Annotated in this window: 23 protein-coding genes and 4 tRNA genes; 6 read left to right on the top strand and 21 right to left on the bottom strand. The window is 36.8% G+C overall.

Annotated elements, in window-relative coordinates; translation table 11 throughout:
- The first annotated feature begins 318 nt into the window (after window positions 1-318).
- Both ACQWU4_RS10825 and ACQWU4_RS10820 read left to right on the top strand, forming a co-directional pair.
- Entirely contained in the window at window positions 319-729 is a 411-nt protein-coding gene (locus tag ACQWU4_RS10825) for a BrxA/BrxB family bacilliredoxin (protein WP_429935777.1), read from the top strand.
- A gap of 105 nt (window positions 730-834) precedes the next feature.
- Window positions 835-2,349 (top strand): GH3 auxin-responsive promoter family protein, encoded by a 1,515-nt coding sequence (locus tag ACQWU4_RS10820; protein WP_429935776.1) that lies wholly within the window; start codon window positions 835-837, stop codon window positions 2,347-2,349.
- A gap of 67 nt (window positions 2,350-2,416) precedes the next feature.
- Here ACQWU4_RS10820 and ACQWU4_RS10815 read toward each other — a convergent pair whose 3' ends face one another.
- The 20 genes from ACQWU4_RS10815 to ACQWU4_RS10720 form a co-directional block, all read right to left on the bottom strand.
- Window positions 2,417-2,830, bottom strand: coding sequence for a hypothetical protein (locus tag ACQWU4_RS10815; protein WP_429935775.1), 414 nt, complete (start codon window positions 2,828-2,830; stop codon window positions 2,417-2,419).
- Window positions 2,831-2,852: 22 nt separating this feature from the next.
- Window positions 2,853-3,215, bottom strand: coding sequence for a hypothetical protein (locus ACQWU4_RS10810; protein ID WP_429935774.1), 363 nt, complete (start codon window positions 3,213-3,215; stop codon window positions 2,853-2,855).
- A 4-nt stretch (window positions 3,216-3,219) separates the two neighbouring features.
- A complete protein-coding gene (locus tag ACQWU4_RS10805; RefSeq protein WP_429935773.1) occupies window positions 3,220-4,194 on the bottom strand; it encodes an endonuclease/exonuclease/phosphatase family protein in 975 nt (324 codons plus the stop codon).
- A 79-nt stretch (window positions 4,195-4,273) separates the two neighbouring features.
- On the bottom strand, window positions 4,274-5,263 hold the full coding sequence (locus ACQWU4_RS10800) for an endonuclease/exonuclease/phosphatase family protein (protein ID WP_429935772.1): 990 nt from the start codon (window positions 5,261-5,263) through the stop codon (window positions 4,274-4,276).
- A gap of 8 nt (window positions 5,264-5,271) precedes the next feature.
- The gene (locus ACQWU4_RS10795; RefSeq protein WP_429935771.1) at window positions 5,272-6,000 is read right to left on the bottom strand and encodes a rhomboid family intramembrane serine protease; all 729 of its coding nucleotides are present in this window, start codon (window positions 5,998-6,000) and stop codon (window positions 5,272-5,274) included.
- Window positions 6,001-6,003: 3 nt separating this feature from the next.
- The gene (mutL, locus tag ACQWU4_RS10790; protein ID WP_429935770.1) at window positions 6,004-7,794 is read right to left on the bottom strand and encodes a DNA mismatch repair endonuclease MutL; all 1,791 of its coding nucleotides are present in this window, start codon (window positions 7,792-7,794) and stop codon (window positions 6,004-6,006) included.
- Window positions 7,795-8,312: 518 nt separating this feature from the next.
- Window positions 8,313-9,140, bottom strand: a complete 828-nt coding sequence (locus ACQWU4_RS10785; protein WP_429935769.1) for a YoaK family protein — start codon at window positions 9,138-9,140, stop codon at window positions 8,313-8,315.
- A 33-nt stretch (window positions 9,141-9,173) separates the two neighbouring features.
- Window positions 9,174-9,668, bottom strand: coding sequence for a hypothetical protein (locus ACQWU4_RS10780; RefSeq protein WP_429935768.1), 495 nt, complete (start codon window positions 9,666-9,668; stop codon window positions 9,174-9,176).
- 237 nt (window positions 9,669-9,905) lie between these two features.
- The gene (locus ACQWU4_RS10775) at window positions 9,906-11,309 is read right to left on the bottom strand and encodes a sensor histidine kinase (RefSeq protein WP_429935767.1); all 1,404 of its coding nucleotides are present in this window, start codon (window positions 11,307-11,309) and stop codon (window positions 9,906-9,908) included.
- A 3-nt stretch (window positions 11,310-11,312) separates the two neighbouring features.
- Window positions 11,313-12,020: a response regulator transcription factor gene (locus ACQWU4_RS10770; RefSeq protein WP_429935766.1), complete on the bottom strand. Its 708-nt coding sequence runs from the start codon at window positions 12,018-12,020 to the stop codon at window positions 11,313-11,315.
- Between the two features lie 121 nt (window positions 12,021-12,141).
- The gene (locus ACQWU4_RS10765; protein ID WP_429935765.1) at window positions 12,142-12,621 is read right to left on the bottom strand and encodes a GNAT family N-acetyltransferase; all 480 of its coding nucleotides are present in this window, start codon (window positions 12,619-12,621) and stop codon (window positions 12,142-12,144) included.
- 15 nt (window positions 12,622-12,636) lie between these two features.
- Window positions 12,637-14,052, bottom strand: a complete 1,416-nt coding sequence (locus tag ACQWU4_RS10760; RefSeq protein WP_429935764.1) for a PLP-dependent aminotransferase family protein — start codon at window positions 14,050-14,052, stop codon at window positions 12,637-12,639.
- 40 nt (window positions 14,053-14,092) lie between these two features.
- Window positions 14,093-14,461 (bottom strand): hypothetical protein, encoded by a 369-nt coding sequence (locus ACQWU4_RS10755; RefSeq protein ID WP_429935763.1) that lies wholly within the window; start codon window positions 14,459-14,461, stop codon window positions 14,093-14,095.
- A 214-nt stretch (window positions 14,462-14,675) separates the two neighbouring features.
- Window positions 14,676-14,757, bottom strand: a tRNA-Leu gene (locus ACQWU4_RS10750).
- 251 nt (window positions 14,758-15,008) lie between these two features.
- Window positions 15,009-15,305 (bottom strand): hypothetical protein, encoded by a 297-nt coding sequence (locus ACQWU4_RS10745; RefSeq protein WP_429935762.1) that lies wholly within the window; start codon window positions 15,303-15,305, stop codon window positions 15,009-15,011.
- Window positions 15,306-15,344: 39 nt separating this feature from the next.
- Window positions 15,345-15,683, bottom strand: coding sequence for a YrhB domain-containing protein (locus tag ACQWU4_RS10740; RefSeq protein WP_429935761.1), 339 nt, complete (start codon window positions 15,681-15,683; stop codon window positions 15,345-15,347).
- Window positions 15,684-15,703: 20 nt separating this feature from the next.
- Window positions 15,704-18,064 carry a hypothetical protein gene (locus tag ACQWU4_RS10735; protein ID WP_429935760.1) on the bottom strand — a complete coding sequence of 787 codons (2,361 nt, stop codon included), beginning with the start codon at window positions 18,062-18,064 and terminating at the stop codon, window positions 15,704-15,706.
- Window positions 18,065-18,825: 761 nt separating this feature from the next.
- Window positions 18,826-18,909: transfer RNA gene (locus ACQWU4_RS10730), tRNA-Leu, on the bottom strand.
- Window positions 18,910-18,914: 5 nt separating this feature from the next.
- Window positions 18,915-18,990, bottom strand: a tRNA-Gly gene (locus tag ACQWU4_RS10725).
- Between the two features lie 4 nt (window positions 18,991-18,994).
- Window positions 18,995-19,076: transfer RNA gene (locus ACQWU4_RS10720), tRNA-Leu, on the bottom strand.
- A 174-nt stretch (window positions 19,077-19,250) separates the two neighbouring features.
- Between ACQWU4_RS10720 and ACQWU4_RS10715 the strand changes: the two genes are divergently transcribed.
- The 4 genes from ACQWU4_RS10715 to ACQWU4_RS10700 all read left to right on the top strand — a co-directional run bounded on the left by ACQWU4_RS10715 (window position 19,251) and on the right by ACQWU4_RS10700 (window position 22,122).
- A complete protein-coding gene (locus tag ACQWU4_RS10715) occupies window positions 19,251-19,628 on the top strand; it encodes a DUF3127 domain-containing protein (protein ID WP_429935759.1) in 378 nt (125 codons plus the stop codon).
- 61 nt (window positions 19,629-19,689) lie between these two features.
- A complete protein-coding gene (aat, locus tag ACQWU4_RS10710; protein WP_429935758.1) occupies window positions 19,690-20,343 on the top strand; it encodes a leucyl/phenylalanyl-tRNA--protein transferase in 654 nt (217 codons plus the stop codon).
- On the top strand, window positions 20,330-21,211 hold the full coding sequence (locus ACQWU4_RS10705) for a DMT family transporter (RefSeq protein WP_429935757.1): 882 nt from the start codon (window positions 20,330-20,332) through the stop codon (window positions 21,209-21,211). Before aat ends, ACQWU4_RS10705 begins: the two co-directional genes overlap by 14 nt.
- Before the next feature lie 53 nt (window positions 21,212-21,264).
- A complete protein-coding gene (locus tag ACQWU4_RS10700; protein ID WP_429935756.1) occupies window positions 21,265-22,122 on the top strand; it encodes a hypothetical protein in 858 nt (285 codons plus the stop codon).
- A 59-nt stretch (window positions 22,123-22,181) separates the two neighbouring features.
- Here ACQWU4_RS10700 and ACQWU4_RS10695 read toward each other — a convergent pair whose 3' ends face one another.
- Window positions 22,182-23,564, bottom strand: a complete 1,383-nt coding sequence (locus ACQWU4_RS10695; RefSeq protein WP_429935755.1) for a tetratricopeptide repeat protein — start codon at window positions 23,562-23,564, stop codon at window positions 22,182-22,184.
- Window positions 23,565-23,664: the final 100 nt, after the last annotated feature.

The raw sequence follows: 23,664 nt of genomic DNA, 5'->3' as shown, positions 1-23,664 counted from the left end.
TATTCATAATTATTAATTCAGTTCATCATGATTCAAAACTGAATAGGCTCTCTACTTAACTGCTGAAAATCAGGTTGTGTTAAATAATTTGAGTGCTCGAGGGAAAGCGGTAAATGTTTTTTTCATGGTCGGTTGTTTTCAGAATCATTTCAAATTTAATAAATATTTATCATTATTCATAGTTTTATTTCATGTTTTTTATAATATTATTGAAATATTAATATTGCATTAATTTTATCTGACTAAACCTCTGATAGTTTTTATATATTGACGAAACGCAAAGAATTGTTTAACTTTGTACCGATAAAAACAAAATATATGTATCCAACAGATTTAGTAATGCCTATGAAGGCAGAACTTACAGATAAAGGTTTCGAAGATTTAACATCTCCAGCACAGGTAGAAGAGGCTCTGAAGCAGCCGGGAACTACCCTATTGGTAATTAATTCGGTTTGCGGATGTGCAGCCGGTGCAGCAAGACCGGGAGTTGTATATTCTTTGACAGGAGATAAAAAACCTGATCATTTAACAACTGTTTTTGCAGGATATGATACAGAAGCCGTAGCAGAAGCAAGAAAGCATCTTGCTCCATTCCCTCCAAGCTCACCGTGTGTAGCACTTTTCAAAGATGGTGAACTGGTTCATATGCTGGAAAGACACCACATTGAAGGAAATCCTGCAGGTGCTATTGCAGCAAATCTTCAGGCTGCTTTTGATGAGTATTGTTAAGAAACAATAAGTTAAAATACTAAACCGTTACATAATTTGTAGCGGTTTTTTTATTTAATACGATAAAAATTCTCTGAAAATCCAAATATTATTATATTTGTTGGAATGGCAACAAAGGCACTTTTCAATACTGTCGTCAACTGGTTTATCCGCCAAAGGATAGATCAGATTCAGAATTTCATGGATCATCCCATTGAAACTCAGAAAGGTATACTCTTTTCACAGCTGTTTCATGCTGAAGACACAGAATACGGCAAAGCATACGGCTTCAATTCGATTTCGAGCTATCAGGACTTTAAAAACAAGGTTCCGATTGTTACTTATGAGGATTTTGAGCCTTTTATTGAAAGAGCAAGGCAGGGACATAAGGATGTAACCTGGCCGGGTTATATCAAACATTTTGCAAAATCTTCTGGAACAACAAATGCGAAGAGCAAATTCATCCCGATTTCTTCGGAAAGTCTTGAATATTGCCATATGAAGGCAGGAAAAGATATGGTTTCCATCTATGCCAACAATCACCCGGAAAATCAGCTGTTTACGAATAAAAACCTTCGGTTGGGCGGAAGTTCAGAGCTTCATGCAGATTTTAACACGAAATTCGGGGATCTTTCTGCCATTCTGATTGACAATCTCCCTTTTTGGGTAGAAATTACCACAACACCAAGCAAAAAGGTTTCCCTGATGTCTGAATGGGAAAGTAAGCTTAAAGCCATTACATCAGAGGTAAAAAACGAAGATGTGGGAAGTATCCTTGGTGTACCCAGCTGGATGATGGTTCTTCTTCAAAGAGTTTTAAAAGAAACCGGAAGCGGAAGCATTTCTGAGCTGTGGCCTAATTTAGAGGTGTTTTTTCACGGCGGAATCAGTTTTAAGCCATATAAGGACCAATACAGGCAGATCATCGGAAAAAAGATCAATTACTACGAAATTTACAATGCTTCTGAAGGCTTCTTCGGAATTCAGGACAGACCGGATAGTGATGAGATGCTGCTGATGCTGGATTATGGTATTTTTTATGAATTCATTCCGATGGACCAGTTCCATTTTTCCAATCCGAAAGTAGTCAGCCTGGAAGATGTGGAAGTGGGGAAAAATTATGCAATGGTCATTACAACTAATGGCGGACTGTGGAGATACCTGATCGGTGATACCGTTGTATTCACCTCAACAAACCCTTTCAGGATAAAAATTACAGGAAGAACCAAGCATTATATCAATGCATTTGGTGAAGAGCTTATGATCACGAATGTGGAATCCGCCCTTTCAAAAGCCTGCGAAGCCACCGGAGCAAGTATCACTGATTTTACAGGCGCTCCTGTTTTCATGAAAGAGAATGAAAGCGGTGCCCATGAGTGGATCTTTGAATTCAGCCATCAGCCGGATGATCTTGAACGTTTTACTGATGCTTTTGACCATCATTTAAAAACAATCAATTCGGATTATGAAGCTAAAAGATATAATAATCTGACGCTGAAAAGACCGATCGTTCATATTGCGAAACCCGATCTTTTCTATCATTGGCTTGAATCCAAAGGAAAACTCGGCGGCCAGAATAAAGTCCCGAGACTTAGCAATGACAGGGAATATATAGATCCTTTGCTGGAGCTTAACAGGTAGTAAATAAAATATCACATAAAAAAACGCAGCCGGAATCCGGCTGCGTTTTCTATATTTTATAAGATCATTATTTCTTTAAATCTTCCTTCAGCTTTTTGGCACCCTCTTCTACTTTTGAAGCTCCTGTTGCAGCAGCATCTTTCACGTCTTTGCTAACCTCCTGCGCTCCTTTTTTAATGTCACTGCCAACTTTACTGGCCCCTTCTTTAATATCATTTCCGGCTTTATTAATCCCTTCCTTCGTTTTCTGGGCAGCTGCATCTATTTTGTTTCCGGCTGCATCTACTTTAGCTTTAACATCTTCTTTAGCCTTATCTATCTTAGCGGTATCCACGGCTACAGACGGAGTCTCCGAAACTGTAGTTGTAGTCGTTGTTACTGATCCGTCAGCATTTTCAACCTGTTCTGTTTTAGTTGTTGATTTTGTACATGATACAGCAAATAGTGCCACTGCAGCTGCTGCTAAAATTTGTTTTTTCATATTGTATATTTTTAAAATGTTTTTATTCTGATTTTGTTACGGATGCTGGTGGAATATCAGTTGTTTTCTGTTTCTTTTCTGCCTCTGTTTTTTTCTTTTCCTCTTCCAGCTTCTTTTTATTTTCCTTTTCCAGTTCTTCTTTAAGCTTTTGTTCTTCTTTTTGAAGTCTTTCAGCTTCTTTTACAGAATCCTGATATTTCTGTGATGACATTCTGATCTGGCGGACAATATCTACCGATGTAGCTCCCGCTGAAAACGAATCAACCGCTGCAGTATCATAATGAATTTTTACTTCCTGTTCAGCAGTAAAGCCGGGCGTTTCCTTTTTGGAACACGCCGATAACAACAGTAATAAAACAAAAACTGCAGATAATAAATTTTTCATGGAACTAATTTAGCAGAAATTCTGCAATTACAGGATAATGATCCGATAATTTTACAGACTGATCTACCTTATAGCTTAAAGGAATGATGGATTTTGAAGTGAATATATAATCAATTCTTAAAGGTACTTTATAATCATGGAAGCTGGTTGAAGCTCCGTTTCCTACCGTAAGGAAGGCATCCTGAAGATCTTTTCCCAGATTGTAATATTCATAGGAATTAGGCACAGAATTGAAATCACCCGCCAGGATTACCGGATAAGGTGAAAAATCAATCACTTTTCTGATTTTTTTGATCTGATCTTCATGCGCTTTAAAAGTAGGAGTCATATGAGAAAGAAGAGTCGCAATTTTTCCGCCCTCTTTTGCCAAACCTTCAAACTGAAGCATTGACTTATGCAGCCTGAAAGGTTCCAGGTAGACATTCACTACTCTTATAATCTTTCCGTTGATATCTACATCCGCATAGAAAGAATTGCCTCTTGCTTTATCTTCAATAAGCTGCTCCTGTCTTAATATCTTGTGTTTTGTCTTTAGAATGACTGAAGGATATTTTACCATATCCCGTCTTAGCGCCCTGTTTGTATCTTTTTCCTGAACAAGAATAATATCTGCGTTCTGGTCTGTAATGTATTTTTTTACCTTATCCCAGCCGAAGTCTCCATATTTCACATTGAATGTCAGAACTTTAATATCTCTGATCGATTTCAAATTTTCTGTTTTGGGAGAAAAGTTTACCCACCGTCTTACCGGATTGTAAAAAAGAAGGGCTCCAAATGCGAAAGCAACAGCTATTTTCTTTCTTTTAAAAACCCAGATAAGAGTCAGAAGAATATATACCGCAATGAGATATGGGAAGCCTAAGGAAAGAAGGTTCAGGCTACCTAAAAAGTTAGGCGGAATCCATGCATTCCCCAATGTGCATAGCAGCAGCACAGCAACAACGATATGTATAAATAACAGTAATTGACTCAGCTTCATGAAATAACGGTCTAGGTACGATTTTATTTTTCATCAAAAATCCTACCAAGTAGTAAATTTTTAACTAATTTTATGATAATTAGTTGTTTAGTGAAAATGTTCCGATTACAGGGTAATGGTCTGAGCGCTTTAGAGTTCTGTCTACTTTATAGGTAACAGGCTGTATTGTTTTAGAGGTAAAAATGTAATCAATCCTGATTGGAAACTTATAATCGTGGAAGCTTGTTCCGCTTCCTTTTCCAGCTTTTACAAAGGCATCCTGCAACCCATCAGATAAATGATAATATTCATAAGAATTGGGAACAGAATTGAGGTCTCCCATAAGAATTACAGGATAAGGCGAGTTTTCAATTCCTTCTTTAATGCCTTTTATCTGATCCTGATGTTTTTTGAAAACAGGGATAAGTCTTTTAACAATGTTTTTCAGTTTTCTTTCGTCGTCTTCTTTAACCCCATCCATTTTGATCATACCTTTCTCAAATTTAAAGGGTTCCAGATAAACATTGATAAAACGGTATATTTTTCCTTTAATTTCGATGTCTACCTGTGAAGCATAGGCATTGTTACTATCATAATCGCTCTTGATCAGCTCTTTAGAGTCTATAATTTTATGCTTTGTAAAAGTTTTGAGAATGCCATTCTTATCAATGACTTCCATGTCTTTGACAGCAACTTTTTGCCCGGACTCCTGTAACATAACTACATCAGCATTGGCATCATTAAGGTATTTCTCGATATCAGAAGCTCCCAATAAACCTGCTTTGACGTTGAAAGAAATTACTTTCAGGTCTGCAGTTTCTTTTTTATCGGAAGAAAAATTCACCCATCTCTGGACCGGGTTCATAAAGATAAGTCCGGCCAGCATAAATACAAAGGTTCTCTTTTTCCAGCTGAAAAGCCAGAAAAGGGTAAATACTGCATATATGACAATAAGGACAGGAAAACCTAAGGAAAGCAGATTGAACCACGGAAATATTTTAGGTGGAACATATGCATTCAATAAGGTACAAAGCAGCAGGAATAAAACTCCCACATGCAAAACCAATATAATAAGACGGAAAACTTTCACGGAATTTTCTAATTGAATCTATAAAGATGTTTTTTCCATATCCTTGCAAGAATCCAGCCAACCAATGCTCCTCCAACGTGAGCCAGGTGGGCAATTCCTCCTCCGTTTCCTGAAACTCCCAGATATATGGAAACAGCAATAACGATAGGCATCAGGTATTTTACCTTCATAGGAACCGGGATAAACATCATCATGATTTTGGCATCCGGATAAAGTGTTGCAAAAGCGGCCACAACACCAAAAATAGCCCCGGAAGCTCCAACCATAGGGGTTGTTACAATATTCTTTATATTCTCCAGCAGTCCTCTTTGTGTTATAATAGATTCTGATGTTCCGGTAAATTCAACACGGGCACCTGAAAAGTAAGCATTAACATTAAACCCAAGCTGCTGCAATTCGTTGGTAAATTGCTGAACTTCTATAAAGTTCCATAAATTAAAAAGAAAAAAAGCTCCCAATCCACTTAAAAAATAGAGTATCAGGTACTTTTTATCCCCTAATGTCTGTTCCAGAATAGGTCCAAAACTGTATAACGTAAGCATATTAAACAAAATATGCATAATACTCCCATGCATAAACATGTGTGTAATGATCTGCCACGAATGGAAAAACGGTGAAAAGGGATAAAAACCAGCAAGATATTCGATTGCTTTATCTCCAAGAAAATAAGAGGCAACAAACATTATAACATTGATAATGATAAGATTCCTGGTAATGGGCGGTATATTGTTAAACATTTTTTAAAATTTGTTTTTAAAGTCATTAAACGGAACTTCGTAAAAGCATCTTTTGCCATCCGGTAAAAATTCCGGGAAACCTAATGCGGTAAAATCTTTAATCATCTGTTCCGCATCTTTTTTATAGATGAAATCAAACCTTGATTTGGACTGCATTTTGTTCCACTGATTGAGGTAGAACTGCATAAATTCTTCTTCAGTTTTATATTCCAGGATCTCAAAAAGGTTTTCCAGGAACTTCATTGCCTGGGTTTCTTTCAGCCCTTCCGGAAGCGCATCTATTCTCAGCACGCTTTCATGTGCAATTTTCATGTCAAACCCAAGTTCAGGAAGAAATTTTTTGAAAGAATTGTATTTATTCTTTTCTATTTCGTTCATGTGATACTCTAAAGAAAACAGCAATGTATGACTGTTTGGATTAACACTGGGCTTCTTCGAGGTTTTATTATTTTCAGAAACTACCAGTCTGTGCATTCTCCCAAGGTCCAGCATCAGGGTTACATCGCCTTTATTGAATAACCAATAGCCGTTCGGCAACCTCATCAGGTCCTCATCAAAGTCTTCGTCTTCAAATAAATTGATTTTTGAAGGTTCTGCTGTAATACTCTGATGATACATTTCCGTAAGATTCTGAATTTCTTCCGGGCGCACATTTCTTTCTTCAATAAACGGATTGTAGTCTTTGTCTACTATAATTTCCGGCATCTTGATCACTCCTCCGCCACTGTTTCCTTTGCTTGGAAAAGGTTTATTCATCATTGCATCCATCTCAGGATCCTTATCAAAATCAAGGCTCGGAGAAACGTTATAAATTCCCAGAGATCTTTTAATAGTGGAACGCAGCAAGGCAAAAATGAGATGCTCATCTTCAAATTTCACCTCTGTTTTCTGAGGATGGATATTTACGTCTATTTTTTCAGGATCCAGTTCAAGATAAAGGAAAAAAGAAGGAACGTAACCCGGCAGAAGCAATCCTTCAAACGCTTCCTGAACTGCTTTATTGAAATACGGACTCTTAAAATACCTTCCGTTCACGAAAAGAAACTGTTCTCCTCTTGATTTTTTAGCTCCTTCGGGTTTCGCAACGAATCCGTGAAGTTTACACCAGATAATATCTTCTTTGATAGGAATGAGCTGTGGCTGCAACTTGCGTCCGAAAACATCTACAATACGCTGCATCTGGCTTCCTTTTCTCAGTCTGAAAACAGCTTCATCATCATGAAACAGGGAAAACTCCAGATGCTCATGAGCTAATGCAACCCTCTGGAATTCATCAATAACATGTCTGAATTCAACATTATTGTTTTTAAGAAATTTTCTTCTGGCAGGAACATTGTAAAACAGGTTCTTTACCAGAAAATTAGATCCATCGGCAGTCTGTATCGGGTCCTGAAACTGAAATACACCGCCTTCAATGTAGATATTCGTACCAATTTTAGCATCATTCTGCTTCGTTCTCAGTTCAACCTGGGAAACTGCAGCGATAGAAGCCAATGCTTCTCCCCGGAATCCCTTTGTGGCGATTTTGAAGATATCTTCTGTTGCTCTGATCTTTGATGTAGCATGCCTTTCAAACGCCATTCTGGCATCAGTTTCAGACATTCCTTTGCCATCATCCACCACTTGGATCAGGTTTTTTCCGGCATCCCTGATAATCAATTCTATCTTGGAAGCACTGGCATCAATAGCATTTTCCAAAAGTTCCTTCACAATGGATGCAGGTCTCTGCACCACTTCTCCTGCCGCAATTTGGTTGGCTACATGATCCGGTAAAAGCTGAATAATATCTGACATAAAACGTATAATCAACTTACAAAAATAGTCAATGGAAACCGGAATTAAAACATTAAAACAGTGAATTAAAATTTAATTATCAACATTTTTGCCACATTTCTTATTCTGTTCCGCTTTAGTCCTTATATTAAAAGAATGTAAATCCTATACAAAATTGAATAAAAGATTTTTTAAATAAGGCTGCGATTTTTTTTCAACGCAAAGTTTTATTTTGAGAGCTTGTGACTTTAAGAAGAGCAAAGGTGGCGGCAATGCCGCTGATTAAGCTGTAGGATAATGCGTCCGCTTAATCGAATCAATCTTTGATTGATTCGATTCTTTGCAAACTTAAAAATGAGCAATCTCAAAATAAAACTTTGCGTTGAAAAAAATTTATCCCCTTTTTCTCTTGTACTTAAGACAGACTATTCAAAGCTTCTAATCTGAGCTAATAAAAACACCCCTTTTCTACCATCGAAAAGAGGTGCTTCACAGCTAGTTTACACAAAAATAATATTGATATTTATTTATTTTTTCAATCATTCATCAAAGACAAGTGTTCTTTTTTCTTTTCTCTTTGGAATACCATGAACCTTATCGTATAAATAAGCCAGCACATTAGGCTTTTTATAAATCCTGCTGTAGCGGTATTTGGTATTGAAGTGTCTGATATGAATCTTATACGCATCGTAACCGATCACAACCAGAAGACAAATACTGATCACATAAAATACCCTGAATTCAAGATAATAATAGGTGAGTCCCGAAAACACAGCTCCTAAAACATAAGCAATCATAATACTTATCAGCAGTTTTGCCCTTGCAATCAACTCACCACTCTTTCTGTATTTCTTTTGAGTAAACATGGAAAGCAGAATCCCGAGATCGGTAGTGGTACCTGTAAGGTGGGTAGTTTTCACCGAGAAATTGGAGATACTTGCAGTAAGCCCGTTCTGAAGTCCGGTGGCAAAAAGCATCAGTGCAACCAGATATTCTGTTTCCTCCAAAGTTTTCTGATAATAAAACTGGCCATATATTCCTACAAACAGCAAACATATGATTTCCAAAACAAGAGGCATGGAATGGGCAAAATATTTACTTCTTTTATTGAAATTGATTACAATGAAGTTGGATAGAAAGCTTCCGAAGAAGAACAAAAAGATCCATGCTCCTACCACAGCTACCTGCGTCCAGTTTCCTTTACTGATCTCTGCAGCTAAAATGGCGTAATGTCCTGTGACATTTGACGTAAAAGAGAGAAAAATTAGCAGAGAGGCAATATTTATAGTACCTGCAGTAAATGCAGTCAGCGTTCCCAATCTGATATTGTCTCCCAACGTCCGGCTGTTACTATAATTTCTTAACATTGTTTTATTTTTTTATTGTGTTTATCTATAATTTCAGACCTCAACAAAGATCTCGGCCAGCCTTCCTCTTTCCGGAAGCCTTTCAGGGATTTCCACTTTAATTTCCTGAACCTTAAGCTCTTTACACTTTCTGATGTATGGAGCAATGTCAAACTTTCCTTTGCCTTTACTTTTGATGGAAGGGGAATAGTAAGCTTCTTCTATATTTTCTGCTTTCACATAATTATTGAATGTTCTCTGAAAGCTTCCCGTGAAAATATCGCAGATGATTTTATTGACTAAGTGGGGATATTTATTTCTGATGATTCCGTAAGCATCACAGAACTCCTGCGGTCTGATTTTATTAAAAATGGTACTTTTTGTATTGAAAAGCAGATCTCTGATGGAATCTCCCGCCTCATATCCTGAAACCAGAAGAATATTATACTGATTCTGGTCTTCCGACGCTTCTTTTTCTTTCAGTACTTTTTTTAATATATTCAGTGACTCAAGGGAGTAATCTGTGGCGATTAAGATTGTTTTGGTCATATCTTTTAGATTTAGGTTTGTGTTATCGTATTTTGATGATACAAAACTAAAGCGGCAAGATTAGAAGCCCCTTGGAATGGAATTAAAATGTGATTAAAGAGATTAAAATGAGATTAGAATATTGTTAACAACAGTTAATATCAATAAACCATGTAATTTAAAAAAGCCGTAAAGCCAATTCGAATAGAAGAACCGAATAATTTTACTTCCGCTGATTAAGCAGATTTCGCAGATCTTTTAAACTTCTTCCGGCTGCATACTGTAAAAATTAGGAAAACGCATCTGCACCGTAGTTCCCTGATTTTCGTGAGAACTTACTATGAGTTCCCCGTGATGCATTCTTACAATATTTCTTGCCAATGGGAGACCGATTCCGTAGCCTTCATAGTTTTTAGTATTGGAAGCCCTGAAGAACGGGTCGTAGATCTTGTTCATCTCAACTTCCGGAATTCCGATCCCGAAATCTTTTACAATGATATAAACATCCGTATCTGTAGCTCCTAGTGAAACTTTTACCTGCTGGAAATTGGAATATTTACAGCCGTTATTGATGATATTGGCCACTGCAAGATGCAATAGCTGTTCATTCCCCTGTACTTTTAATTTTTTAGGATTATCAGGGAGCATGCTGATATCTAGATAGATATTATTTCTGGAATCAATTTTCCGGAGTGTTTCAATGACGTCCCAAAGCAGCTGGTCAATCCTTACTTTATCTATTTTCTGAATCTTTCCGTCGAAACCGGTCTGAGCGATCATCAGTAATGCTTTGATCTTTCTATCCAGTTTTTCTGCTTCATCAAGGATAATTTCCAGAGTTTCTTTATATTCATCAGCCGTTCTGCTGATAGAAAGGGCTACATCCGCTTCACCCATGATTGAGGTGAGGGGTGTTCTCAGCTCATGGGATACATTGCCGATCAGGTGATTCTGGGTTTCGAATGAGGTTTCTATTCTGTTCAACATTCCATTGAAAGTATCCACCAACTCATTCAGTTCCTTATTATCCGGTTGTGGTTCCAGCCTGAGGTGAAGATTTTCAGAGCTGATCTCTTTTACTTTTCCGGTAATTTTTAAGATCGGTTTAAATAAAGTTTTGGACAGATAAAAAGAGAAAATCATACTGAAAAACAGAGAAAGCACGATACAGGTAATCAGTGTTCTTTTTAAAAATCCGAGATAATAGATTACATAATGATTTTTTGCAGAGGCAATTGCAATATAGTCTTTATCATCATATTTAAAGGTCTGCCCGATATAATAGAACTCTTTATCATTGTAATTGGCCTCTCCTTTTCTGACAATGCTTTTAAAAAAATAATCCGGAATATGAACCTCCTGTGAAATTTTCCTGAAATTGGAATCCGTTGGAACTGCAAACACATAGTCTCTTTCCATTGGAAGCTCCTCGTCATTCAGACTGTTGAGGATATAATTTTCAGGAAGATCCAGATGATCCTTGCTTTTCTCGATCTGGACAATCGTTGTTGTACGGATTTTCAGCAACTCATAAAATCTCTGATGCGAAAAGTTAACAATCGAAAAATAAACCAATCCGCTGAACAGCAAAATGATGGCCGTAAATACCAGCATCAGGAGTACCATTGTTTTGGTTTGATTTGTGATAACTTTACCAGGCATTCATTAAGGTTTTTTCAGTACATATCCCATTCCTATCACGGTATGAATCAATTTATTATCATCCTGACTATCCAGCTTTTTTCTTAAATAATTCACGTAAACATCTACCACATTGGTTCCCAGCTCATAATTCACTCCCCAGACAGCATCCAGAATTTCAGCTCTGGAAATTACTTTTTCGGGATTATTCAGAAAGTAAAGAAGAAGCTTGTACTCTGTAGAGGTTAAAGAAATTTCATCTCCCGCGCGGGTTACTTTCTTTGTGTAATCGTTAACGATAAGATCCGAAAACTGGAAAACATGCTCATTATCCGGTTCAGGTTCAGCAATTTCCTGCGGACTGATCCCATGGCTTCTTCTTAGCAGTGATTTCACTCTGGCTACCAATTCAATAAATTTGAAAGGCTTTACCAGATAATCATCGCCTCCGCTTTCCAGGCCCAGTACAATATTTTCAGACGTTCCCAAAGCCGTTAAAAAAAGGATCGGAACATGCTGATTGGTTTTCCTTATTTCTTTGCAGACATCCAGACCATTCATCTCAGGAAGCATAATGTCAAGAATCACCATATCGAAATCGTTTGCCTGTACCAGCTGCACACCGGTACGTCCGTCAAAAGCCACGGAAACTTCGTACCCGTTTTCCTGAAGTCCTTTTTTTATAAAAGATACAACGCTGGTTTCGTCTTCGATGAGGATAATCTTTTTCATTGAAATAAGGAATTTCACAAAAATAGGGAAAAAGAGTGAATAGGTACGAAGGCTGAAGATAAAAGGTTTAAATCATCCGGAATACAGGAATATTCTTATTCCGGCTCAATATTTTTAAACATTAAAATTTCAATAACATCTGCGTATCACATCGGTCATAGGCAGAATCTGATATTGGCATATGTTTAAAACCAAGCTTTTCGTATAGTTTTATGGCAGGAACAAGAATGGAATTGGTTTCCAGAAAAATACTTTCTGCATTTAATTCTCTGGCCTTATCTACCAAAGCCTGTCCCACAAGATATCCTATTTTCTTTCCCTGAGCCTTAGGACTTACAGCCATCTTTGAGAGTTCAAATCTTAATGGCTCGTCTGCTGTTTTCACCAAAGCACATGTTCCTACAGGTTCATTATTTAACATGGCAAAAACGATATGACCTCCTTTATTTATGATATATTCTTCAGGGTTATCCAGTAGTTTATAATCCCCTGCTTCCATCGTGAAAAAGGTTTTAATCCATTCTTCGTTTAATGTTTTGAAAGCTTCTTTATATTGAGGATCATAAGCTATAATTTTTACTTCATTATTCATATTGTTCATTACTATAGTGTTTAATTATATTCTTTTTTTTACCATTTTTGCCAGCTTTTCAAGATCACTTTCTACCCTGTCAGTCCATTCCAGGCCATAATTAAGTCGCATACAGTTCTGGTACTGGTTATATTGAGAAAACATCCTTCCGGGAGCAAAACTTATTTTCTGGCTCATGGCTTCATCATACAGATCTTCAGTGCAGATTTTTTTATCCAGTTCCAGCCAAAGCATAAACCCTCCTTTCGGTTCGGAAATTTTGGTATTATCCGGGAAGTATTCCGTCACCGATTTCTGAATCTGGAGATAATTTGCATACAGCTTTTTTCTGAATGTCCTCAAATAGTGGTCATAACGGCCATGCTCAAGGAAGTCTGCTATCACTTCCGGGTACAGAGACGGACTGCATACGGTCTGCACCAGTTTCTGCCGGATCACCGTTTCCTTAAACCTCCCGGGAGCAACCCATCCTACACGATAACCTGGGGCCAATGTTTTTGAAACAGATCCTATCCACATCACAAGCCCTGCTTCATCATAAAATTTACACGGTTTTGGTCTTTCTGCCCCAAAATACAGGTTTCCATAAATATCATCTTCGATGAGCGGAACATTATATTCCGTAATCAGCCTTACAAGCTCTTTTTTGTTTTCATCAGGCATCTGGAAGCCAAGCGGATTATTAAAATTTGTTACAAAACAGCATGCTGAAAGTGTGGGCAGTACTTTTTTTAAGGCATCCAAATCTACTCCATAAATAGGGTGGGTTGGAATTTCCACCACTTTCAAACCTAATTGACGAATTGCCTGAAGCACACCAAAATAAACCGGGCTTTCCACAGCAACTGAGTCTCCGGGCTTCGTCACCGCCATCAGGCAGGTATATACCGCATTCATTGCACCTGAAGTAATGACCAGATCGTCTTCTGATATTTTTCCTTCCAGCACGAGAGCCCATTTGGCTGCTTCCCGACGCAGGTATTCATTCCCCTGTACCGGTTCATAATCTGTACCGCTGTCACTTTTCCTCTTGATCACATTGATCATACATTTCTTCAGTTTAGCTAAGGGAAGAAGGTTTCTTCCGGGAATCCCCAAAGCAAACTGGGTAACATCTGCCCCGTCTATCGTACCAAATACTTTATCAATAAGGTCTTCAGCACAATTCCGCCGTTCTGTATCTTTCATGGGGCCCACGGATGGCAATGCCAGTTTTCGCTGAGAGGTCTGACTTACAAAATAGCCGTATTTCGGCCGTGATTCCACTAAGGAACGGCTTTCCAACTCCATATAGGCCTGCTTTACAGTATTCAGACTGACATTGTAGAGCTTCTGGGCGCTTCTGAGTGAGGGCAACCTGTCTCCAAACTGCAGGGTATCACTTTTGATCTGTTCAGTGACTGATTTTGCTATTTTAAGGTAGAGAATGTCTTTTGACATAATGATCCGGTTTTAAGTAAATGTACAAATTCCTTTAGGTTTATCCGACATTCAGCCAATTTACCATTCTGTCAATACTGCTTTTAAGCTGCTCCGGATTTCTAAAATTAGCAGTCGTATTCTTTTTAAAATAGCTTTCTGCATGAAGGTTAAAATTCTTTTTCTCAGAATCTGTAATACCATTTTTTGCATATATCTTAAATGAGATCTCTGCTTTTCCATTCATAATAAGACTTGCAAATCCTAAAACCTCATTCTTTTTTTTAACCAAAAGAAAGGGAACACCAAAATCCTGATTGAGCCTGGAAGGGTTTTGTGACTGTAGAAAAATATTTTTTAAAGACGGCATATCTGAAATATAGACTTCAGCATATTGAAGCTGTTGCTGGTTTAGAATGATATTTTCCATAATATTCTGTTTTAGTATAGCAAAATTATGGAGTATTCAAATAAGGATACAGATACAGAAGTTGATATTATTTTGGGTACAGATTAAAACATAACAGACATTCTAAACAACTGTTTAATACTTTTCAATAGACAAGGGCTATTTACTCAGGATTGTATAAAGTCATAAAAAACAAAACTCTCCATTGAAATTCAATAGAGAGTTTTTCGCATAGTGCGGATGAAGGGACTCGAACCCCCACGCCTCACAGCACCAGATCCTAAGTCTGGCGTGGCTACCAATTACACCACATCCGCTTTTCTTTTGTAGCTACAAATATATAACTTTTACCTTAAAAATAAGAACTAAAAATTGAATCTTTATAAAACGTCACTAATAAATAGCCCTTTAAATACTGAAAAAAAGCACTTTCCTGAACCTCCGTTTATATAATATGTTTATAGTCAATAGTTTTTATTAAAAATAAAAGAATATTAAATATTTCCGAGACCTTTATTTTAACTTTTCTAATCTTAAGTCATTAAAGATAGCAAATACAGTAGTAAAATTAATACTGTATTTTATTACATATTGAATTTGATATCTTATTTATAATCAAATCTGTCTTCATCTGGATACCAAAGGTATCTAAAGCTGAAACCAATGTTCCATTTTCATAAGCTTTTATCTCATTTTCTAATATACCTGCAGTACCGAAAGAAATTACCCTCCCTGTTTTTTTCTCTACCAAAAAAGGTCCCCCTCCCATTAATGATTTATTAAAATCTCCTGTCAAAATATATTCTTTAGAATCAAAAGAATAAATATTCCCATATGGTTTTTTAATAATATCATCATATAGCATTGGTTCAATACTTTTATTTACTATTCTTCTAATAAGATCTTACTTATAGTCAAATCTATCTTCGTCAGGGTACCAATAGAGGTCTAAGCTAGGAGTCATGGTTCCATTTTCATAAGATTGTATATCACTATCCAGCGTGCCTGAAGTACTAAAAGTAACTACACGACCTGCTTCTTTTTCTACTAAAAAGGGTGCGTTGCCGCCCACTGCATATCTAAAGTCGCCAGTTAAAATAAATTTTTTAGAATTATAAAAGTAAATATTACCATACGGTTTTTTAATTGTGTCGTTTGAAGATATCATTGCCTCAACACCCTCTTCTTCTAGTTTTTTTAAATAACGTTCTGCTATTTGTAGCATTTCTTTATCTGTTAACATATTATAAATTTTAATTGTTATTACCTTACTTTTAAATACTTAAATTCCAAATATTTTCTTTGGATAAAATTACCGTATGCACTTGTTTGAGCAAATACAACATATTCTCCTGTTTGTCCATCAAATAAATGAAGCTCCCCTCCTTTTTTCATTCCTACAAAATAATGGCCTATAGTACTTCCTGTTATGTTATTTTTTTCTTTAATACCATATACAACAACGATTTCTCCTTCTTCCATTAATTGCTTCATTCTAGGTATTGTTGCAGGTTGAAAATGACCTCCTCCAAATTTTGCAGCTACATATTCTGTCCCTTGCATTCCCGATGGTTCGGCTAATCTTAATTTCCCTGTTTTCAAAAAGTCAACCAAAACTTTTGCTGTATTACCACAGTTTGTTCTATGCACCTGAACTACTACGTCACCTACCACTTTATGATTAAAATAAGGCATTGCTTCTCCTATATGCTCAAAAGGGTTTGTAATTATTTTTGAAAATTGTGTTGCACCTTCTATAAAAGCTTCCACCTCTTTTTCAACTTTTGTTGCCACAATAGAATGACCCGGTGGTACATGTCCGCCCAGATGTTCTAATTCCTCTATTAATTCTTCCCCTTGTAATTTACTCCATTTTTTGTAGAACTTATGCATTTCTGCTTTCGTAAATTCTTCTATCACTTCGCCTTTATAAACAGCAGCATAAGTTTCTGCAAATTTTCCTTCCTTTTGTCCGGATAAGAAAATTACTCCGTTTTCTGCCAGTGTCCCCCCAAGAGCTTTGTATTCTGGTCCAAGAAAAACTTGCTGTGGCTCTAAGACTTTTATGGTATTTTTCTGGAAATTAGAAATATTGGTTTCCAAAACAGCTTTTAATACCAAAGTCTTAAGATAATTCTTCACACTTCCGTCTGCAATTTTTGTAAGCAATTTTGCCGCTCCCATATAAAATCCGCCAACAATGTTTAAACCGGCTAATGCAAAACCTCCTGCAATATAAATCTCATCCCAAACTTCCAAAAATTTTTCTCCTTCAGATTTTGAATTGGGGTTTTTAGGATCTTTACCTAGCTTTGCAATTTCTTCTTTAAACGCCTGTACTGTAAGGTCGGCTCCCGCCAAAGAAATATCGGCGGCTGCCAATAAGATAAAATATGGATTTCCGGTAGTTGCCAATGTAGCAACACCAATTACAACAGCAACAAGATTGGCTGCAATACGGATATTCTGGTGGACAACCTCCCATTCTTGTGCATCTGCCAATGCCTTCAGATAAATAGCAGGAACCAAATAGGTTTCTTCTTTTCCTGTGCTAATATCTGTAAGATATACCATATCCATAGGATGAAATTGTGCACCCTCATCCAGATTTTCCGTAATGGTTTCTGTTGCATTGGGATCGCCTTCTTTCGGGACAACCTTTAGTCTTTGTTGTTCTTCTTTCTGTTGCTGTAAGAAAAAAGTATCCCTGTATTGATCATTACTCCCCTGGAAAATTCCTGCTTCCAGAATATTGGTGTTGATTTTGTAACCTTTTCCAATAGTAAAGGTTTGGGCTTCTCTTTTACGCTTGTCATTATTGGCAAACAGAGAGAATATTACCAGAATATTTGCCAGTATCATTCTGTTGCTCTGCATCTTCCCTTCATACTCAGAGCTTCCATCGAGGTTGTAATAGATCCTGTTCAGCATATCCGGGTTTTCCCGAAAGTACTTGAGAATAGGAACAGGATCTCCAATTGCCTTGAAAATCTGGATCACTACAGAGCTACTATCCCTTAAAAAATTCGAGTCATCTGCTTTCGAAAGTATCTCAAGATGATTGAAAAGCGTTATATTGTCAATATGCACAAAAAGGCTTGGTAAAATAGTATCAGGAATATTTTCATAAATGAATTTAAGAGATTCGGGATTTTCATGTTTTTTGAGGGCATCTGCAAAATTTTTCAAGAAGTATTCGTAATCATTCTTATATTTATCAATATCACCATAGCCTAATAATATATTCAGGTCTCTAAATTCCTGATAAGAATAGGTTTCCAAAATAATGCTTTTTTCAGGTATTTTCTCGTAAAAAAAACTAACTCTGTAATAGATTTTTTCTTCATTTACAGCTATTTCCTGTGTTATTTGTGTCCTATCCCATTTCACTGATACATTTTCAGTTTTTGAATTCAGATAGGCTTTCAATCTGATATAGTTTCCTTCTGGAAGGGAGAGGCTTTTATTTTGGATATTGGCTTTGTAATCTTTCGGATTGTATTCCAAAATATAATCTCTCATCCCACTGTTTGCATATTTAATTTTTGAAACCAGAAGTTCCTGATTAATATATTCATCCGTTTGCCAACCAGTGATGTCTGAAACCAAGAACGAGTTAAGCATTATTGTGTCGTCTTTTTGCAAAGGTTTATCTGTCTGCAATGTTTTGCTCAGAAATTGTTTTTTTAAAACTAAATGACTGGAGGATGATTCTAGTATTTTTTTGCTTTCTTCATCAAAATCGTTATAATAATTTTTGTAGTTCATTGCTTAAAAATCTTAAGGTTAATAAAAGAGTCAACTCGAAAACCTAAGCAAAGTTTGGGTTGCAGGATTTGATATTAGTTTTTGATTAAGACTAATGAGAATAATGTTTTCCCTGATCTATCTTTTTTGTGCACAACAAAAAATATTCACTTAAACTTTGATATCGAGTTTCATTTTCCGTGTTTTCTTATTGCAAATATCAACACGATAAGCGACAGAACTTGACGTATTAAAATTTATTTAAGAAAGTGAGTATTTTTAAATTTTGAAATCCTGATTGGCCTTATGCTATTGCGCATAAACCACCCGAATAGATCTTAAAATATGCCAATTTTCAAAAAAAGAATGTGATATATTAAGCAAAATGATTGAAACAATCCTATTTCTACTTAAAACCTTCAGGATGTTATGTTGGATTATTAGATTAGAAAGAAAATATATGATAATTAATAAACAAAAACCATACTTTCTGAGGGTGGTTAAATCATTACATTTTCTCCAAATTTGGATACATAATTTGGAGAAAATGTAATATTCAATAGATATTCTGGTGATTTTTTGAGCATAAAAAAAGCTCTCTTAAAAAAGAGAGCTAAAAACGCTGATTTATCAGCTAGTACCCCGGGCGGGACTTGAACCCGCACGCCAAAAGAGGCACAGGATTTTAAGTCCTGCGTGTCTACCAGTTCCACCACCAGGGCAGGTGTGGAGCGAAAAACGGGATTCGAACCCGCGACCCCAACCTTGGCAAGGTTGTGCTCTACCAGCTGAGCTATTTTCGCATAGTGCGGATGAAGGGACTCGAACCCCCACGCCTCACGGCACCAGATCCTAAGTCTGGCGTGGCTACCAATTACACCACATCCGCTGGTTTGTTTGTTTATTTTAAAGAGCTTGCTTCGTTTTTGTGAGTGCAAATATAGGGCTTTTTACCTTCCCTCCAAACTTTTCAGAAAAAAAAATTAAAATTCACACATTTTTTTTCCGCTCCCCCTGATATTACATTTCATTTTCTTACTTTTACAACGTTAATAATTACAATATGGAATTACAAGGAACGGTAAAGAAACTTTTTGATGCTCAGACATTTGCAAGCGGCTTTCAAAAGAGAGAAATGGTTATTTTGACTCAGGAACAGTATCCACAGCCGATAAACATAGAATTTTTGTCTGATAAGATTAGTTTATTAGATAACCTTAGAGAAGGCGAGAATGTAAAAGTGGGAATCAACATCAGAGGTAGAGAATGGGTTTCTCCTCAGGGTGAAACTAAATATTTCAATTCTATTACAGGATGGAGAATAGAAAAAGTTATGGATAACGCATCTGAGCCTACACAAGCTTCTCCTTCTCAATCTGCATCCCCGGTTTCCAATGAAAATCCTTTCGCTGGTGACGATGATGATGATTTACCTTTTTAATTAAAAGAATAAGATCAAATATAAATCCTGCTTTCTCAAGTGGGATTTTTTTTCCAAAATAATGGTCCGACTAGACGAAAACGAGATTTCATTCCCTGATCCTGAACTTTATGAAGGTCATGAAGGGTTGATTGCTTTTGGAGGCGATCTGTCTATAGAACGCATCTGGTTTGCCTATCAGCTGGGAATTTTTCCGTGGTACAATCCCGGAGAGGAAATACTGTGGTGGTGTCCGGATCCAAGATTCGTTTTGTTTCCTGATGAACTGAAAGTTTCCAAATCGATGTGGAAAATACTGAACAGAGGTGTTTTTTCATTTACTGAGAACAAAAACTTCAGGGAAGTTATCTTAAACTGCCAGCAAACAAGCAGAAAAGGACAGACCGGAACCTGGCTTTCCTATGAGTTGATGGAGTCTTTCATTCAGCTTCATGAATATGGCCTTGCCAAAAGTATTGAGGTATGGCAGGACGGAGAACTGGTTGGCGGTTTTTACGGACTTCAGATTGGAAGTGTATTCTGTGGGGAAAGTATGTTTGCTAAAGTAAGCAATGCATCTAAAGCAGGCTTTATTCATTTTGTTGAAAACAATAAAGAAACACTGGATCTCATTGACTGCCAATCTCATACCGAGCATCTGGAAAGCCTGGGAGCAAAAATGATTCCTAAAAAAGAATTTTTAAAAATCTTACACAAAAACAATGAACGCAGATAAAGAAAAATGGATCCTTCTGATTGTATTAACCATTATCTGGGGATCATCTTTTATTTTAATCAAAAAATCTCTTGAACATTTCAGCCCATACCAGGTTGGTGCACTGAGAGTACTGATCGCCGGAATTATTTTAATGCCGATTGCGATTTCAAAATATAAGCTATTCCCGAAAAAACATCTGAAGTGGCTTATTCTGGCAGCATTTACAGGAAACTTCATTCCTATGTTCCTGTTCCCTATTGCAGAAACGGAAGTGAGCAGCAGTATTGCGGGAATTATCAATTCTATGATGCCCATTTTTGTAATTATTGTGGGAGCTTTGGTCTGGAAGTTTGAAACCACCAACAAGCAGATAATAGGCACACTAATTAGTTTTACCGGAGTCTGTTTACTTGCATTTGGAGGGGATGGAGAAGGCGGAAAGTTTAAGCTGATTCCTATATTATTGTTGTTACTGGCCACACTGTGCTATGCGATGAGCACAACAACGGTGAAGTCTAAGCTTATGGAGGTTTCTTCTACGATTCTATCGGCATTTGTTTTTTCATTTGTCTTATTTTTTCCTTCTCTTATTGCTTTGGCTTTCACGGGATTCTTTTCAACATTCAGCTTTAACGAAAATAATATGATGGGGCTGATGTTCGTAAGCCTTTTATCCATCTTCGGGACCGGATTGGCCATGACGCTGAATTACCGCCTGCTGAAGGTATCCACTCCATTATTTGCTTCAACGGTAACCCTGCTGATGCCTATTGTTGCTATTATCTGGGGCTTTTTGGATGGTGAAAAACTAAGCATCTTACAGTTTGTGGGAGCTGGGGTGATTATTGGCGGCCTGATTTTTTTAAGAAGTAAACCTAAAAAATAAATTTTGGTATGTAAAAAAATAATATATCTTTGGGCTCTTTAAATTTATAAACCATGAAAAAAATTATTTTATTGGGCTCAATGGCCTTACTTACCCTATCATGCGGATCTGATGATGACGATAACACTGTAGACAACAGTAACCCATCCACACAAAATGTTATCCTTCCTGTAAAAATGAGTGTTGATGGTGAAAGCATGAAAATCAATTATGACGGTACTAAAATTTTAAATGTTACAAGTAACGCGAACACTGGTAATAAGGTTATTTTCACTTATGATGGTGATTACATTTCCAGTATTAAATTTTATGAGGCAAATGTACTTCAGTCTAGTACTGATTATGCATATACCAATAATCTGATGACCTCAGCTATTAATAAGGAATACTCAGCTTCAGGGGTAGTAGAATATAACGTGATCCATACTTATACCCATGTAAATGCCAACCAGATCAATGCAAAAAGACAGGTTATAAGTGCCAACACTAATTATACGATGAATAGTGTGTATACATACAGTGGCGGGAATTTGATAACTGCTCCGGGAACCGGTTCTGGTACCAGCAATGGTGTTACGACCACGTATAATCAAACTGCTTCTTATAATTATACTGATAAAAACTATCCTTTCAGAAATGTAAAAGGATTTGATAAAATCATATATAATGGTGACATGAGTGATGGAGTATCGTATTTGTTTTCTAACTTAAAAAATAATATAAGCTCTTATAAAGAAAATACAACATATACCTATTCTGGCGGAAGTGGAAGCGGTTATTCGGCTTATAAATTTACGACAACTTTCAGCTCAAGCGGTTATCCTATCTATGAAAGCAGACAGCCTACAGATCTGAATGGAGTCCCGAGTCCATCTCAACCTGAAATTTATACCTACGAGTATAATAATTAAAAATAAAAAAATCCTGCATTACTGCAGGATTTTTTATTTATGATTGTTACTTTAAACCATTAAGAATTTTTCTTTTTCACTTTGGCTTTGACTTTCTTTACTTCATCTTTAATGAAGGGATATTTTTTCTGCATATCCGTAGCAAGTGATGAATCAATGCTTAAAGCTTTCTGAAGGGATTCTGCTCCTTTTTCCGCGTTTCTCAGGTTGAAATAACAGTTGCTGAGCTGATAATAAAGTTCTGCTCTGTCATGCACCTTTATGGCTTTATCCAGAATAGTCACCGCTTCTTCATATTCTCCGAGGAGCATCAATACTTCTGAATAGGCATACCAGTTGTAAAATCTTGAAGGTTCTGCATCTACCAGCTTTTTAAGACAGGCAAGGCTTTCTTCAAATTTTCCGGAATCAATGAACAGAAACGCCAGCCTTTTCTGATAGTCAAGATTACTGTCATTAAGCATGGTTGCTTCTTTTGCAAAATGCAGCGCTTCTTTCATACCTCCCATTTCTTCATAGAGATAAGACTGCTCCATCATGGCCAGGTAAAACTGAGGATCTTCTCTCAATGATTTCTGGAATGCGTTAAGGGCCATTATAGATTGTTTCTGCGCCTTATAGCACAATCCTATCTTATAAAATGTAAATGCTTTGGTATACTCAAGCTCAAGCATTTCCTCATATACTTCCACTGCCTTCTGGTATTGTCCTAAGGCCTCATAGCAGGCTGCTTTATTAGCATACACTCCTACAGAACTTGAATTAATGGCCAACAGATAATCATATCCTTTTATTGCTTCTTCATAATTCTTCCTGTTGAAGTAAAACTGTCCGTACTCGAACCATGCGGTCTCGGAATAGGCAAATTCATCTAAATATTCATTAAGAAAGGCAATAGCCTCCTCGCTCTTGTTCAGGTCACTGAAACAGATCATACAGTTCTCAAGTGAGTACTCATCCGTAGGATCTTCTTTCAATGCTTTTCTGTAGTGTTTAAGAGCGTTAAAGGGATCTCCCAGGTTTACATATTCGTCCGCAATAAAGTTGTGAAGGAAGTTTTCTTCTTCTTTCAGTTCTAGGGCTTTTTTGCAGATGTCAATGGCTTTTCTGGGGTTTCCCAGGTTCGAATAATACTTCGCATAGCAGACCATAAAGTCTGTGTTTTCCATAGATGAACCTTTCAGTTCGTCAATGAGTTCCTTTGCGGTATTATAGTCTTCCCATTCCAAAAGAATCTCAAGTCTTTTGATTTTGATATCCAATGAATTGGGATGAAGCTTAAGACCATAGTTAACAGCATTGTCTGCGTAGTTAAAATCTCCCAGCTCCAGATAATAAACAATAATGTCTTCCAACTCTTCGGTATCGAAGTAGAATTCATCATTATTTTCCATCATTTCCTCGAACTTTTTTACAAGTTCATTTCCAAAATACTCTTCCAATAGTGTCGTCTTCGTCGGCCCGATGTCTGAATATACTTACAAACCCCGGCAAACTTTTTAATTAATAATAACTTCTGAAACTGAAATTCAAATGTTTATG

The organism is Chryseobacterium sp. MIQD13, assembly GCF_050496705.1.
GTDB lineage: Bacteria > Bacteroidota > Bacteroidia > Flavobacteriales > Weeksellaceae > Chryseobacterium.
The sequence above is the reverse complement of the archived record's forward strand: the minus strand, read 5'-3'. Positions and strand labels throughout refer to the sequence as shown.